14 protein-coding genes are annotated in these 13,750 nt (G+C 72.9%); 9 read left to right on the top strand and 5 right to left on the bottom strand.

Annotation, left to right across the window (positions count from 1 at the left end; all coding sequences use genetic code 11):
• From WFJ01_RS10095 to WFJ01_RS10110, 4 genes are read right to left on the bottom strand one after another with little or no spacing between them, the layout of a single operon-like run.
• Nucleotides 1-1,665, bottom strand: coding sequence for a CocE/NonD family hydrolase (locus WFJ01_RS10095; RefSeq protein ID WP_336628942.1), 1,665 nt, complete (start codon nt 1,663-1,665; stop codon nt 1-3).
• On the bottom strand, nt 1,662-2,963 hold the full coding sequence (locus WFJ01_RS10100; protein ID WP_336628943.1) for an MFS transporter: 1,302 nt from the start codon (nt 2,961-2,963) through the stop codon (nt 1,662-1,664). The genes WFJ01_RS10095 and WFJ01_RS10100 overlap by 4 nt, the downstream gene beginning before the upstream one ends.
• The gene (locus WFJ01_RS10105) at nt 2,960-3,961 is read right to left on the bottom strand and encodes an alpha/beta hydrolase fold domain-containing protein (RefSeq protein ID WP_336628944.1); all 1,002 of its coding nucleotides are present in this window, start codon (nt 3,959-3,961) and stop codon (nt 2,960-2,962) included. The genes WFJ01_RS10100 and WFJ01_RS10105 overlap by 4 nt, the downstream gene beginning before the upstream one ends.
• A complete protein-coding gene (locus WFJ01_RS10110; RefSeq protein WP_336628945.1) occupies nt 3,958-4,959 on the bottom strand; it encodes an alpha/beta hydrolase in 1,002 nt (333 codons plus the stop codon). The genes WFJ01_RS10105 and WFJ01_RS10110 overlap by 4 nt, the downstream gene beginning before the upstream one ends.
• A gap of 73 nt (nt 4,960-5,032) precedes the next feature.
• Between WFJ01_RS10110 and WFJ01_RS10115 the strand changes: the two genes are divergently transcribed.
• Complete coding sequence (locus WFJ01_RS10115) at nt 5,033-6,034, top strand: LacI family DNA-binding transcriptional regulator (protein WP_336628946.1); 1,002 nt, start codon at nt 5,033-5,035, stop codon at nt 6,032-6,034.
• On the opposite strand, the gene WFJ01_RS10120 is transcribed toward WFJ01_RS10115, so the two are convergent.
• The gene (locus WFJ01_RS10120; protein WP_292881388.1) at nt 6,015-6,485 is read right to left on the bottom strand and encodes a DUF4442 domain-containing protein; all 471 of its coding nucleotides are present in this window, start codon (nt 6,483-6,485) and stop codon (nt 6,015-6,017) included. The genes WFJ01_RS10115 and WFJ01_RS10120 overlap by 20 nt on opposite strands.
• Before the next feature lie 131 nt (nt 6,486-6,616).
• On the opposite strand from WFJ01_RS10120, the gene WFJ01_RS10125 reads away from it, so the two are divergent.
• The 8 genes from WFJ01_RS10125 (at nt 6,617) to WFJ01_RS10160 (ending at nt 13,717) form a co-directional block, all read left to right on the top strand.
• On the top strand, nt 6,617-6,982 hold the full coding sequence (locus WFJ01_RS10125; RefSeq protein ID WP_251445135.1) for a GntR family transcriptional regulator: 366 nt from the start codon (nt 6,617-6,619) through the stop codon (nt 6,980-6,982).
• 37 nt (nt 6,983-7,019) lie between these two features.
• Nucleotides 7,020-8,090, top strand: coding sequence for a DUF1648 domain-containing protein (locus WFJ01_RS10130; protein WP_336628947.1), 1,071 nt, complete (start codon nt 7,020-7,022; stop codon nt 8,088-8,090).
• An 11-nt stretch (nt 8,091-8,101) separates the two neighbouring features.
• Nucleotides 8,102-9,163, top strand: a complete 1,062-nt coding sequence (locus WFJ01_RS10135; protein WP_336628948.1) for a CPBP family intramembrane glutamic endopeptidase — start codon at nt 8,102-8,104, stop codon at nt 9,161-9,163.
• 31 nt (nt 9,164-9,194) lie between these two features.
• A complete protein-coding gene (locus WFJ01_RS10140; RefSeq protein ID WP_292881376.1) occupies nt 9,195-9,863 on the top strand; it encodes an O-methyltransferase in 669 nt (222 codons plus the stop codon).
• 65 nt (nt 9,864-9,928) lie between these two features.
• The gene (locus tag WFJ01_RS10145) at nt 9,929-10,486 is read left to right on the top strand and encodes a PH domain-containing protein (protein WP_292881373.1); all 558 of its coding nucleotides are present in this window, start codon (nt 9,929-9,931) and stop codon (nt 10,484-10,486) included.
• Nucleotides 10,487-10,557: 71 nt separating this feature from the next.
• Nucleotides 10,558-11,682, top strand: coding sequence for a 5-(carboxyamino)imidazole ribonucleotide synthase (locus WFJ01_RS10150; RefSeq protein WP_336628949.1), 1,125 nt, complete (start codon nt 10,558-10,560; stop codon nt 11,680-11,682).
• 113 nt (nt 11,683-11,795) lie between these two features.
• Nucleotides 11,796-12,263 (top strand): 5-(carboxyamino)imidazole ribonucleotide mutase, encoded by a 468-nt coding sequence (gene purE / locus WFJ01_RS10155; RefSeq protein ID WP_336629083.1) that lies wholly within the window; start codon nt 11,796-11,798, stop codon nt 12,261-12,263.
• A complete protein-coding gene (locus WFJ01_RS10160; protein ID WP_442928034.1) occupies nt 12,260-13,717 on the top strand; it encodes an LCP family glycopolymer transferase in 1,458 nt (485 codons plus the stop codon). The genes purE and WFJ01_RS10160 overlap by 4 nt, the downstream gene beginning before the upstream one ends.
• Nucleotides 13,718-13,750 lie beyond the last annotated feature (33 nt).

The following is a 13,750-nucleotide window of genomic DNA, read 5'->3' on the forward strand; positions in this document are numbered from 1 at the left end:
TCATCGTGGCACGCCCGGGTGAACGGCGGGTGCCGCGTCGTCGGGGAGCGGCAGGGCGAGCGCGGCGGGCGTCGCGCCGCCGAGGAAGAGCGTCTGCGTGCTGGCCACGAGGCGCGAGTGATCGCGCACGGGGTCCGACGTCCCCGGGTTGCGCAGATGCAGGGGGTGCGCGCCCCATGACACCTGCACGCGGAGGCGGCCGCCTGCGGCGAAGCGATGGGCGATCGGCGCGAGCACGATACGGACCTCGCGCGGCTCGCCTGCCGCTGCGGGCGGGGGGAGTCGCAGGTAGCCGTCGGTGACGGTGCGGGACCTGCCCCGCTCGTCGACCTCGCACAGGCGCACGAAGACGTCGACGCGCGGGTTCGTGGAGGCGAGCGTGAGCCCGATCTCGGGCGAGCCCATCACGAGCAGGGGCGCGGTGAGCGGTTCGCCCGTGAACAGCAGCACGTCGTCGCGGCCCTCGCGGCGACGCTGATCCCGGCGCCCGGCGCTGAACGGGTTGAGCGTGCGACCGCCGGCGTCGGGGGTGGGATCGGCGGGGTCGTAGCGGGAGGTCAGAGCGCCGGCCTCGTGGGCGGTCCCCGAGGCGACGAGCCGGCCGTCCGCCGTCAGCTCCAGAGGATGCGGCGTGCTCGCCGGCGGCCAGGCGGGCAGGTCCCTCCATCCGCCGCCCCCGCTGATCTCGACGCGCACCGAAGCCGTCTCCGGCTCGCCCCCGAGCGCCCGCAGCGCCTCGCGCACCCCGATCTCCGTGATCTCGGGAGCACCGTGGATCCAGTCGCCCACGATCAGCCGCGTGCGCACGCCGGCGCTCTGCAGCGCGGCGTGGTCCTGGAGCTGGCCGACGAGGAAGAGGTCCTGCCATCCGGCCAGCAGCGTCACGGGAGGCACCCCTGCGGGATCGGAGGCGAAGTGCAGCGGATCCCACCACGGGTCTCCGGGATCGCTGTGCTCGACCCAGTCGCGGAAGAACCGCGGGTCGTCGCCGAGAGCCGCGGGCACGGCCTCGGACGGCGGCACGGTCCGCGCTCCGCGTGCGAGGGCTTCGCGCGCCCGCAGCAGTCTCCACAGGCGCGCCGGCAACCGGCGTTCCTGGACCCCGAGCGCGTACGCCCAGGCGAGCGGGGTGTCGATCGAGAAGCCGCGACCGAGATAGAGGATCGCCTCGTCGAAGCGACGGGCCGACACCGCGATGCCCATGGCGTCGGGCTGCAGCTCGCCGTCGCAGTAGGCCCATTGCGTCACCCCGAAGTAGCTGCCGCCCCAGGAGTGCACGAGGCCGGTCGCCCAGGGCTGCGCGCGCAGCCAGCGCAGCGTCGCCTGGCCGTCGGCCACCTCGTCGTGCAGGGGCCGGAAGCGGCCCCCGGACCCGAAGGTGCCGCGACAGCTCTGCACCACCACGTGATGCCCGCGCTCGGCGAGGAAGCGCGCCACGGCGGCGACGCCGTCGCGGTCGTAGGGCGTGCGGATGAGCACCGTGTGCGGGCCCGCGTCCTCCGCGGCCCAGTGATCCGTGAGCAGCGCGACGCCGTCGTCCGCCGGCACCGCGATGCCGGAGACCCGTTGCACGCCGCTGCGGGTCTGCGGCGGCATGTCGGGGGCCGCGCACAGCCGGCGGTACTCGGCGCGTGCCGTCCAGGGGAGCCGATCGCCCGCGGTCATCGCACGGCCTTGACCCGGGTCACGGCGAAGGCGGCGAACAGCGCCATCACGACCGCGCCGGCGTAGAGCGCGACGAAGTTCTCCCTTGTGGGCGAGCCGATGCGCGTCACGAAGAACGCGAACACCGGTACCAGGATGCCCGGCAGCAGGTAGGCGAGCGCCACGATGCCGAGGTCCTTGCCCGCGTCCTCCATCGAGGGCAGGCACTCCGTCATGAGTGCGACGTCGGCGGCGATGTAGGCGCCCTGACCGGCGCCGACGATCCCGATCCCGATGAGGAAGACCGTGACGTCCCCGACCGAGACGGCGACGACGAGTCCGACCGCGCTCGCCAGCGCCCCGATCACGACCGTCGGCTTGCGGCGCCCCGTGCGATCGGAGATCACGCCGAAGACGAAGGCCAGCAGGAGGTTCATGATCGTGAACGCCGCGGTCGCCTGGGTCTGGACGGCGGCGATCTGCGCCGGGTCGTCGATGCCGAAACGACTGGAGATCGTGAGGTAGAGGTAGCTCGTCACCGACACGATCGAGGCGGTCATGAAGAAGCGGCAGACCCAGGCCCACGCGAAGTCCGGGTAGCGGCGCGGGCTCAGCCAGAAGGTCTCGATCACCGCGCGCCAGTCGAGCGGGGGAGCGGGAACCGTGCGGTGCAGATCGCGCAGCGCGAAGAAGAGGGTGATCGCGAGCACGACGGCGATGCCGCCGGGGATGAGGAACATGCCGACCTGTCCCGTGCCCGCGACGGCGCCGGCCAGGGCGACGCCGCCGAAGATGCCGACCGTGGTCGCGGCGCCCGTGACGGCCGACATGATCGCGCGGATGCGGCGCCGGATCTGGTCGGCGAAGAGCGTGTGGATCGTCATCGACACGGCGCCCCACCCGATCAGCACGAGCACGGCACCCGCACCCAGCAGGAGGAGCGAGGGCGCGAACGCCTGCAGGAGGTAGCCGATCGCGGCCAGGAGCACTCCGGCGGCGATCCACGGGCGCCGGATGCCGAGGCGGGAGAGGGAGCGGTCGCTGAGGCGTCCGAAGATCGGGGTGGTGACGAGGATCGCGGCGCCGCCCGCGGTCAGCACGATGCTGAGGTTCCCGGTCGCCTGGTCGGGGTCCCACTCCTTGAGGAGCTGCGGCACGGCGACGCCGGCGACACCCTGGGCGATGCCGGTCGCGAGCCAGGTGAGGACGAACGCGACCCAGAACCACCAGGTCTGGCGCTCGCCGGGCACGCCGTCGGCGGCGGGCGCCGGGGCGGGCGGGACGGGGATCACGGGTTCTGCGGCATGGGCGGACATCATCGTCTCCCTCTCGGGTCGGGGGTCGGGTGGTGCGGACGTTCGGACGCGTAGGCGGCGGCGATCTCGGCGACGAACACGTCGCGCCAGTCTCGGGCGCCCCGCCAGGCGGTGAGCCCGGGGGAGCCGTGGACGTGCCCGGCACCGACGCGGAGGGCCACCGGGACTCCGGCCTCCTCCAGAGTGCGGGCATAGGCGATCGCTCCGTCGCGGAGCGGATCGAGCTCGGCGGCGAGGATCAGCGCGGGGGCGAGGCCGCAATGGTCCGCGGCCTCGAGGGGAGAGCAGTCCGCCAGCGGCGCGCCCGCGCGGTAGATCTCGGCCAGGTGCTCCGCGCCGTCCATGCCGGAGGCGCGACGCCGCGGATCCGACGGACCGCCGAGCGGGCGCAGCGTGGCGGGCAGCACCTCGAGCGCCTGATGATGCAGCCGCCGGCCCGCGTCCCGCTCCCGGAGGGCGGCGGACGCCGCGATCGTGGCTCCGGCGGAGTTGCCGCCGATGCCGAGACGCTCCGGGTCGACCCCCAGCTCGCTCGCCCGCGCACGCAGGGCGGCGAGGGCGGCGACGGCGTCGTCGACGGGCGCCGGGAACGGGTGCTCCGGCGCGAGGCGGTACTCGAGCGCCACGATCTGCACGCCGGAGCGCAGGGCGCGGTCCGCGGTCGTGCGCTCGTTGAGCAGCTCGTCGATCGTGCCCGCCACCCAGCCGCCGCCGTGCAGCCAGAGCATGGTCGGGAGAGGCCCCGACGAGCCGGCCGGGCGGAACCGCCGGGCGCGGAGCGGTCCGTCGGGGCCGGCCAGCCGCAGTTCGTCCGCCTCGATCCCCGGAGGAGCGGGATCGGTGAACTCGGCGGCCAGCAGATCGCTCAGGATCCTGGCCGCCCGACGATGGGCAGCCGGGTCGGGCGAGCCGTGCTCGGGGAGGTCGGCGATGATCTCGTCGATCCGGCGGAGCCAGGTTCGCACGGGCGCGTCGAGCGCGAGCGGGTCGGCGGTGCTCATGAGTCCGCGCGCAGCCGGCGCAGCTCGGTCACGATCAGGCGGTGGGCGACGTCCGCGGAGGGGACGGAGCCGGTCGCGCCGAGGGAGCCGTGCGTCTGACCGACGAACCGCACGGCCGTGACGTCGACTCCGGCGTCGGAGAGCGCCCTGGCGTACGCCTCGCCGTCGCCGCGGAGCGGATCGAGCTCGGAGGTGATGATGAGCGCCGGGGGAAGGCCGGCGTGGGAGTCGGCGAGCAGCGGCGAGGCGTACGGGTTGCGGGCCGCCTTCGGGTCGTCGCCGACGTACTGGCGCACCAGCATCCGGCCGGCCTTGCGCACGATGACGCCGGGCATCCCTGCGCTGACGCCGCGCGCGTCGGCATGTCCGATGGTGAGGTCGAGGGCCGGGTTCTCCAGCAGTTGCAGCACGACCGGACGCGCCGCGCGGTCGCGGTTGAGGAGCGTCACCGCCGCGGCCAGATCGCCTCCCGAGGTTGCGCCGCCCACGGCGAGCCGGTCGGCGGAGCCCCCCAGGTCCTCCGCATGCGCGAACGCCCATTCGAAGGCGCTCCAGCACTGCTCGGGCTGCGCGGGGAAGCGCTGCTCGGGTGCGTGGGCGTAGTCCGCGGCCACGATGACGATCCCGGCGTCGTGCGCCCGCTCGCGGAACCGCGCGTCCCAGGAGACCCAGTCGATCCCGGCGATCGTGAAGCCTCCGCCGTAGAAGTACACCAGGATCGGCAGCCCTGAGCCCGGCGGAGTCGGCTCGGGCCCGGGCCAGTAGACGCGCACCCGCACGTCGGGGTGGTCCGAGACGGGCACGGTGTGCTCCGCCGTGGCGCTGTCCCGGGGCGAGACCCCGAGGGCCGCGCTGACCGCGGTGTCGTTCTCCCCGGCGACGCGGCGTCGCCCCGCGGGGTCGCTCGGCTCGGGAGCGAGGAAGGGCGCGATCCTCTCCTCGTGCGCCGCGACGGCGCGGTCGAGCATCGGACGGCGGTAGCGGGAGCCTCGCGGCATCGGTCATCTCCTTCGACGGGCTGCGGACTAGTCTGAGCAATCGAAGAACTTCGATGAAGAGGGGATCTGAGTCATGCGCGCACGTCCCGGACGGGTCACGATCTACGACGTCGCCGCGCGCGCGGGGGTGAGCATCTCGACGGTCTCGCTGGCGGTGAGCGCACCGCACCGGGTGCGCCCGGAGACGCGCGAGCGCATCGTCGCGGCCGCTACGGCGCTCGGCTACCGGATGATGCAGGGGCGCCGCGTGGGGGCCGCACGCATCGCGGTCGCGGCGCCCTTCACGAGCTACCCGTCCTACCTGCGCCGACTCGCCGGGATGCTGAGGCTTGCGCGCGATGTCGCAGTCGACATCATCCCCTACGACCTCGACTCGGCGGCCGCCGCCGACGAACCGCTGCTCGATGTGCTGCCGGCGCGCACCGACGCGTCGGGCCTCATCGTGATGGGCGTGCCCCTCGGCGGAGCGGCCCGCCGCGCGAGCAGGGCGGCGAGGATCCCCGTCGTCCATGTCGACGTCGTCCCCGCGAAGGGCCACGTCAGCGGCCCGGTCGTCCTCGTCGACGATCGGGACGGAGGCGAGCAGATCGGCCGTCACCTCGTCGAGCTCGGCCATCGCACGGCGCTGTTCGTGCATGAGCCGCAGCGCTCGCCGGCCTATGTCTCGGCGGGGATGCTGCGGATCGAAGGGCTGCAGCGGCACGTCGGGGTGGTGTCGGCGGCGGTGGACGGGCCGTCCGGGATCGACCAGCGGATCCTGCGTGCCGCGCGGGACGCCGGCGCCACCGCGATCGTGGCGAATCACGACCGGTTCGCGGCGGCCCTGCTCGACCTCCAGCGCGCCCGGCCGGAGGGCGAGAGGATGCCCGTGATCGGCTACGACGACGGGGAGCTGGCCGAGGGGCTCGGTCTCACGACCGTGCGGCAGCCGTTCGAGGAGAGCGGGCGCGCCGCGCTGGAGCTCGCGCTCGGCCTGGTCTCCGGCACGTCCCTTTCGCGGGACACCGTGCGCCTCGCGCCGACCCTGGTCGAGCGCGCCTCGAGCCTGCGCGGGGTCACGCCCGGGCGGCGGTGACGCGCTTCTTCTCCCGCACGTACACCTCGCGCCGCACCCGGGCCACCACGGCGCCCGAGCGGTCGGTGATCTCGGTCTCGAACCATTCGAGCACCTTCGCGCCGCCCTCGGCGCGGGCGCGGATGTCGTCGACCCGGTGCGCCGGCACGTCGAAGCGCGCCGTGAGCACGCCGCGTCCCGGCTTGACGAACTCAATCTCGCCGCGGGTGTCCCACACCACGTAGTCGCGGCCGAGCTGATGCATCACGAGCATGAAGAAGTACGGATCGGTCATCGCCTGCATCGATCCGCCGAACGCGGTCTTCACGTAGTTGCGGGTGAAGAGGTTCACGTGCAGCTCGACGGTGGCGCCGGTCCAGTCCGGGCTGAAGCGGCGGACCCTGATGCCGCTGAAGAGGTTGGGGATCCACAGGCTCATGCCGATGGCCAGGCGACGGGGTGTGATGCGCATGCCTCCAGTCTCACCGCGCGGTCGCGTCAACGGGGAATCGCCTGGATCTCTTCCACAATTGCTTCCACAATTGATCTAGTTGCCATAGAATAATGCCAATAGGCGAGGACGGGCAGGCGAGGGAGGGTGACATGCTGATCCGGATGGATTCGGACAGCGGGCGCCCGCTGTTCGAGCAGATCGCCGCCTCGGTGCGCTCCGAGGTCCTCGCCGGAAGGCTGCGCCCGGGCGACCGGCTTCCCGCTGCACGCGACGTGGCCTCGGCGATCGACGTGAACGTGCACACGGTGCTGCGCGCCTATCAGGAGCTGCGCGACGAGGGGCTGGTGGACCTCCGCCGCGGTCGCGGCGCCGTGCTGTCGGCCACGGCGGCCCCGCTCGCGGAGATCGCCGACGACATCGCGGCGCTGGTCCGGCGCGGTGCCGCGCTCGGCCTCACCCCGGCTACCCTCGCGGCGCTGATCGCAGCTCAGGGATCCGCGGCCGCGGACCGGTAGCGGCGGACGAATCGCAGCGGCAGGAAGGAAAGACGACATGACGAACGATCGCTCGAGACCCACGGAGCGCGAGGTGACGGCGATCCCCGCGCGGGACCTGCGCCGGGCGCGGCTGATCGCCCTCGTCGTGGGCGTCGCGGTGCCCCTGGTCCTCTCGGGGGTCGTGCTCGCACTCGTGCTGTCGTGGCTGCCCGAACTGCCCTCGCCCGCGGTCACGCACTGGGGACCGTCCGGTGCCGACGGCTTCGGCCCCCCGGCGACGTTCGCGTGGATGAGCGTGCTGCTGGGCTTCGTCCTGCCCGCCGTCCTCACGATCGTGACGGTGCTCGGCGTGCGCGACCACTGGGGCGGTGCGGCACGGCTGCTCGCCGCCCTGGGGCTGGGGATCTCCGGCCTCAGCGCCGTCATCAGCCTCAGCGCCGTCGGGGTGCAGCGCGGCGTCGCGGATGCCTCGCAGGTGCCGGACGTCGGCTGGCACATGGTCGTCGCCTTCGCGGTGTTCGTCGTGCTCATCGGGGTCGGCTGGCTGGTGCAGCCGCACATCCACCCGGCTCCTGCCGCCCCGCTCCAGCCTGCGCACATCGACGGGATCGCCGGCGGAGAACGGGTCGTCTGGCTCGCCACGGCGAGTCTGTCCCGGCTGGCGGTGATCCTCATCTCGGCCCTGATGGTGGTCGTGGTCGGGGTCACCGCGTTCATGGCGCTGCGCTTCACCGACCGGATGTGGGTGCCGCTGCTCACCCTGTTGCTCATCGGCGGCGCCTTCGCGTCCTCCGCATCGTTCCGGGTGCGCGTGGGACCGGACGGACTTTCGGTGCGTTCGCAGATCGGGTTCCCGCGCGTGCACGTCCCGCTGGACGAGATCGTCTCGGTGCGTGCGGTGGAGTGCAACCCGTTCGGCGAGTTCGGCGGCTTCGGATGGCGCCTCGGCCTCGACGGGCGCACCGGCATCGTGCTGCGCCGGGGCCCGGCGATCGAGGTCGAACGCCGTGACAAGCGGCCCCTGGTCGTGACGGTCGACGGCGCCGCCGTCGGTACGGCGGTGCTGCAGGCGTACCTGGGGCGGGCTCCGGCGCCGGCGGGTCGCGAGGGGAGCGCAGGATCGTGACGGAGGAACGCATGACGACGGGCGACGGAGCGCAGAGCACGGTCGAGCAGCCGGTGCGCCTCGGCGCAGGCGCGATCGTCGCCTACATCGTGCTGGCGTGCGGGCTGGCCTGGCTGGTCGTGCTGCCGCTCTGGCTCGGCGACGGACTGCGCGAGCCGTACGCCGTGCCGCTCATGACCGTCATGATGTACACGCCCGCGGCCGCCGCGCTGATCGTCCTGGCGGTGTTCCGCCCGGTTCCGAAGGGCCGCAGGCTCCGGTTCCTCGGACTCTGGCCGCTGCGGCCCGCGGGACGCGTCGTCGGGATGGTCGTGATCGGCCTGCTCGTGCCGCCGCTGCTGGTCCTGGCGTCGACGGCGGTGGCGGTGCTCTGCGGATGGCTGACGGTCGATCTCGTCGGCTTCTCGGGGTTCGCCGCTCTCATCGCCGAGAAGGTCCCCGCCGGCACGCCGCTGCCGCCCACGGCCGTCCTGATCGCCGCGCAGGCGGCGAGCATCCCGATCGCCGCGGCCACCGTCAACGCGATCGCCGCGTTCGGCGAGGAGCTCGGCTGGCGCGGGTTCCTCGTTCCCGCGCTGCGGCGCTGGGGCACGTGGCCCGCGCTCCTGATCAGCGGCGTGATCTGGGGGCTCTGGCACGCGCCGATCATCCTGCTCGGCTACAACTTCGGTCGTGTCGACCTCGGCGGCGTGCTGCTGATGACCGGCGGCTGCATCGTGCTCGGCGTGCTGTTCGGCTGGCTGCGGCTGCGCTCCGCGTCGATCTGGCCGGCGGTGTTCGCGCACGGCTCCTTCAACGCGTCGGCGGGGATGTACCTCTGGTTCTTCGCGGCGGGCTCGAAGCCGGATCCGGCTCTCGTGCTCCCTCTCGGCGTCTCGGGCTGGATCGTGGGCGCGGCGGTCATCGTCGTGCTGATCCTCGCCGGGCAGTTCCGCCGGCAGCCGGCGCTCGCCGCGGACCGGCCGCGGACTCTGCCTTCGACCCTTCCGCCGATCGACGCGGATCCCTCCGCGCCGGCCCCGCCGGAGGCAGGCGGAGCACCGGGGGAGCCGCCCGCCGGTCCGCGCCCTTGATCCGCGCGCCGGAAGCGGAGAAGCTGGGCGCATGGCCGAACCGACTCCCGTGAACTGGCGCGCCGCCGACGACTACCTCGCCGACACCCTGGTCGGCCATGACCCCGCTCTCGAGGCGGCGCTCGCCGCGCAGCAGCACGCCGGGATGCCGGCGATCGAGGTCGCCCCGGTGAGCGGCAAGCTGCTGAACCTGCTGGTGCGGATCAGCGGGGCGCGCCGAGTCCTGGAGATCGGCACGCTGGGCGGCTACTCCACGATCTGGATGGCGAACGCGGTCGGCGACGGCGGAAGGGTCGTCACGATCGAGGCCGAGCCCGCGAACGCCGCGGTCGCGCGGGCGAGCATCGACGCGGCGGGCGTCGGCGACCGCGTCGAGATCCTGGTCGGCAGGGCGGCGGACGTGCTGCCGTCCCTCGCGGATCCGGGTCCGTTCGATCTCGTCTTCATCGACGCGGACAAGGAGTCGAACACCCTCTACCTGGACTGGGCGGCGCGCCTCGGGCGTGCCGGCACGGTGGTCGTCCTGGACAACATCGGCCGGGACGGCGACATCGTGGACCCCGGCTCCTCGGACTCGAAGGTGCGGGGCACCCGCGCGGGGCTCGAGATGCTCGGGCGGGATCCGCGCTTCGACGCGACCGCGCTGCAGACGGTCGGCGTCAAGGGGTGGGACGGCGTCGCGATCGCCCTGGTGGTGTAGGGCCCGGTCCGGACACACCCTCCGCGGGCCGCGCGGATGGGGGCGGCACGGGTCAGAATGGACGCGTGACGCAACCGGTGAGTCTGAGCGGGCGGCCCCTGACGCCGCCGCCCGGCGTGCCGGCGGAGGAGCGGCTGATCGCGCGGTTCCATCCGCACGCGCGGCACCTGTTCTGGTCCGCCCTCGTGCTCATCGCGGTCGCCGGCGCCACGGGGTACTTCACCGGGAACCTGCCGGCGCCGGTCGCCGGCTGGGCCAAGGACTGGATGCTGTGGGCGGCCGCGGGGGCGGTGGTGCTGCTGCTCGTCCTGGTGCCGTTCTTCGTCTGGCTCTCCCGTCGGGTCTCGATCACGACGCGGCGGGTCATCGTGCGCGACGGCATCGGATCCCGCAACAGCACCGAGATGTCGCACGCCCGCGGCTACACGATCACGGTGCGCCGGGGGCCGCTGCAGCGCCTGGTGGGCGCCGGGACGATCCTGCTCTCGAACGGCGTGGACGCCCCGCTGCGTCTGCGCGACGTTCCGAACGTCGCGCTCGTGCAGGAGACGCTGGCCGACCAGGTCGAGGTCGGGCAGATCCTCGCGCACCGCGACGCCCAGGCCGCGAGCTTCGGCGCCTGACCCGGGGCCCAGGCAGCGAGGGATCCTGCTCCGCGCGTACGGAAGAATGGATCCCGAGGAATGGAGAACCGATGGCGTTGCGTGTGGGTGTGATCGGCGGCGGACAGCTGGCGCGGATGATGATCGCTCCGGCGGTCGAGCTGGGTATCGAGATCAGCGTGCTCGCGGAGGACGAGGGCATGTCCGCGCAGCTGGCGGCGACCGCGGTGGGGGACTACCGCGACCTCGAGACGGTGCGCCGCTTCGCCCGCGACGTGGACGTCATCACCTTCGACCACGAGCACGTGCCGCAGGACGTGCTGCGCGCGCTCGTCGCCGACGGCGTGGCCGTGCATCCCGGGCCCGACGCCCTGCGCTTCGCCCAGGACAAGCTCGACATGCGCGCGCGCCTCGCCGAGCTCGGGGCCCCGCAGCCGGACTGGGCGCGGGTGGCCGACACGGCGCAGCTGCAGGAGTTCCTGGACGCGCACGGCGGGCGCGGTGTCGTGAAGACCCCGCGCGGAGGCTACGATGGCAAGGGCGTGCGGGTGGTGTCCGCGGCCGAGGAGGCGGCGGACTGGTTCGCCGCTCTCGGTGACGGCGACGCGCTGCTCGTCGAGGAGCTCGTGCCGTTCGTGCGCGAGCTCGCCCAGCAGGTCGCCCGCCGTCCCGGTGGCGCGTCGGTGTCGTATCCGGTCGTGGAGACCGTGCAGAAGGGCGGGGTCTGCGCCGAGGTGATCGCACCGGCTCCCGGTGTCGACGCCGAGCACCTCGCCGAGGCGGCGCGCATCGGCCGCGAGATCGCCGAAGGGCTCGACGTCACCGGCATGCTCGCGGTCGAGCTGTTCCAGACCGGCGACGGCCGCATCCTCGTGAACGAGCTCGCGATGCGACCGCACAACAGCGGCCACTGGAGTCAGGACGGCGCCGTCACCGGTCAGTTCGAGCAGCACCTGCGCGCGGTCGCCGATCTTCCGCTCGGAGACACGACCCCGCACGCGGACTGGTCTGTGATGATCAACATCCTCGGCGGTCCCGCCGATGCCGGGATGCTCGATCGCGTCCCCGCCGCCCTCGCGGCGAGCCCGAACGCGAAGGTGCACACCTACGGCAAGGCGCCGCGTCCCGGCCGCAAGGTCGGGCACGTGAACGCGAACGGAGCCGATCTCGACGCCGTGCTCGCCGAGGCGCGCGCCGCCGCCGCCGCATTCGCCTGAGCGCAGTCCGCCCTCGGGGCGCGCCGCAGCGGGGTTCTCCCAGCCGTCGCCCGTAGCCTGTACGGGTGACTGGGACACTGCACGCATCGGCCGCGCCCCTCGTCGGCGTCGTGATGGGCTCCGACTCCGACTGGCGCGTGATGAGCGCCGCCTCCGAAGCGCTGACCGAGTTCGGCATCCCGCATGAGGTCGAGGTCGTGTCCGCGCACCGCACGCCGGAGAAGCTGCACCGCTACGGCACCGCGGCGCGCGAGCGCGGGCTGAAGGTCATCATCGCCGGCGCCGGGGGAGCGGCCCATCTCCCGGGCATGCTCGCCTCCGTGACGGCGCTGCCCGTGATCGGCGTCCCCGTCCCGCTCGCCTATCTCGACGGCATGGACTCGCTCCTCTCGATCGTGCAGATGCCCGCGGGGATCCCCGTCGCCACCGTCTCGATCGGCGGTGCGCGCAACGCCGGCATCCTCGCGGCCCGGATCCTCGGCACCGCGGATCCGGCCCTCGCCGATCGGATCGAGTCCTACGCCCGCGACCTCGAGGCGCAGGTCGAGGAGAAGAACCGGCGGCTGAAGGACAGCCTGTGACCCAGCTCCTGTCCCGGCCCGGCGCCGTCTCCGCGTCGAGCGCCGGACTGATCCGCACGCGGCCGATGCGCGACCCCGACTTCGGCTCGCCCGAGGTCATGACCCGCCGGGGCTGGTGGCTCGTGGCGCTCAACGTGCTGGTCCCCGGCTCCGCGCAGGTGCTCGCCGGCAACCGGCGCCTGGGCCGGTTCGGTCTCGGCGCCACGCTGCTCATGTGGACGCTCGTCGTCGTGGCCGCGCTGACCGCCCTGCTCTGGCGTCAGGCCCTGTTGTGGCTGACGGTGGGCGGAGGCTGGGTGAGCTGGCTCGTGCTGACCCTCATCCAGGTCCTCTGCTTCGCGTACATCGTGCTGTGGGTGGTGCTGACCTTCGACGCCCTGCGTCTGGTCCGGCTCGTGCGCACCAAGAACTACGCGAGGATCGCGATCCCGCTCGTGGCGGTGCTCGTCCTGGCCCTGTGCGGGAGCGCCACCGCCACTGCCGCGAACATCGTCGGCTCCAGCCGCAACGCGATCAGCACCCTGTTCGGATCGGGCGGCCCGAGCCTGCCGCCCAGCGACGGCTACTACAACGTCCTGCTGCTCGGCGCGGACAGCGGGCTGGGGCGCGACTCCATGCGCTACGACAGCATCTCCGTGGTATCCGTGAACGCCGAGACGGGCAAGACCACCATCTTCGGCATCCCCCGCGACATGCCGCACGTGCCGTTCGCGCCGGGCCCGATGCACGATCTGTACCCCGACGGACTGCAGGCGCACGACGATGAGGAGTGCGGCTGGGGGAGCGGCATCAACCAGCTCACCAACGCCGTCGAGACGTGCCACACCGGTCCCTCGCTGTATCCCGAGGCGACCAAGCACGGGTCCCGTCCTGCGGTCGAGGCCACGAAGGACGCGGCCGAGGGCGTGCTGGGGATCAAGATCCCGTACTACGTGTTCCTCGACATGAACGACTTCGCGAAGCTCATCGATGCGCTCGGCGGCGTCGACATCGACGTCAAGGAGCGGCTCCCCGAGGGCAACGTCCCGGAGTGGGGCAACTCCGACAACGCCGAGGAGTGGGCGACGGGCTGGATCGAGGCCGGTCAGCAGCACATGAACGGCGACACCGCGCAGTGGTACGCCCGTTCCCGGTACACGACCAGCGACTTCGACCGGATGCGCCGTCAGCGCGAGCTGCAGGACGCGCTGCTGAAGCAGTTCACCCCGCAGAACGTGCTCACGCACTTCAACGAGATCGCGGCGGCCGGCACCTCGGCGGTCGACACCGACCTGCCCCAGGACAAGCTGCCCGAGTTCTTCGACCTGATGATGAAGGCGAAGCAGCAGAAGCTCACCACGATCGATCTCACGCCGGCGAACGGCGTGGACGAGTTCGACCCCGACTGGAACGACATCCACGCGAAGGTGAAGGCGGCTCTGCACCCGGAGCCGTCGCCGACCCCGACGAGCTGATCGGGCGGGCCGTGGAGCGCCTCGGACGAGGTC

Origin of the sequence: Microbacterium sp. MMO-35, from assembly GCF_037147555.1 — a bacterium.
GTDB lineage: Bacteria > Actinomycetota > Actinomycetes > Actinomycetales > Microbacteriaceae > Microbacterium.

Bases quoted from the DNA above. Each gene is read 5' to 3' on its own strand.
- WFJ01_RS10115 (WP_336628946.1), top strand. From the start codon at position 5,033: ATGCGCGCACGTCCCGGACGGGTCACGATCTACGACGTCGCCGCGCGC.
- WFJ01_RS10130 (WP_336628947.1), top strand. From the start codon at position 7,020: ATGACGAACGATCGCTCGAGACCCACGGAGCGCGAGGTGACGGCGATC.
- WFJ01_RS10135 (WP_336628948.1), top strand. From the start codon at position 8,102: ATGACGACGGGCGACGGAGCGCAGAGCACGGTCGAGCAGCCGGTGCGC.
- WFJ01_RS10100 (WP_336628943.1), bottom strand. From the start codon at position 2,963: ATGATGTCCGCCCATGCCGCAGAACCCGTGATCCCCGTCCCGCCCGCC.
- WFJ01_RS10120 (WP_292881388.1), bottom strand. From the start codon at position 6,485: ATGCGCATCACACCCCGTCGCCTGGCCATCGGCATGAGCCTGTGGATC.
- WFJ01_RS10150 (WP_336628949.1), top strand. From the start codon at position 10,558: ATGGCGTTGCGTGTGGGTGTGATCGGCGGCGGACAGCTGGCGCGGATG.
- WFJ01_RS10095 (WP_336628942.1), bottom strand. From the start codon at position 1,665: ATGACCGCGGGCGATCGGCTCCCCTGGACGGCACGCGCCGAGTACCGC.
- WFJ01_RS10140 (WP_292881376.1), top strand. From the start codon at position 9,195: ATGGCCGAACCGACTCCCGTGAACTGGCGCGCCGCCGACGACTACCTC.
- WFJ01_RS10125 (WP_251445135.1), top strand. From the start codon at position 6,617: ATGCTGATCCGGATGGATTCGGACAGCGGGCGCCCGCTGTTCGAGCAG.
- purE (WP_336629083.1), top strand. From the start codon at position 11,796: ATGGGCTCCGACTCCGACTGGCGCGTGATGAGCGCCGCCTCCGAAGCG.
- WFJ01_RS10110 (WP_336628945.1), bottom strand. From the start codon at position 4,959: ATGCCGCGAGGCTCCCGCTACCGCCGTCCGATGCTCGACCGCGCCGTC.
- WFJ01_RS10105 (WP_336628944.1), bottom strand. From the start codon at position 3,961: ATGAGCACCGCCGACCCGCTCGCGCTCGACGCGCCCGTGCGAACCTGG.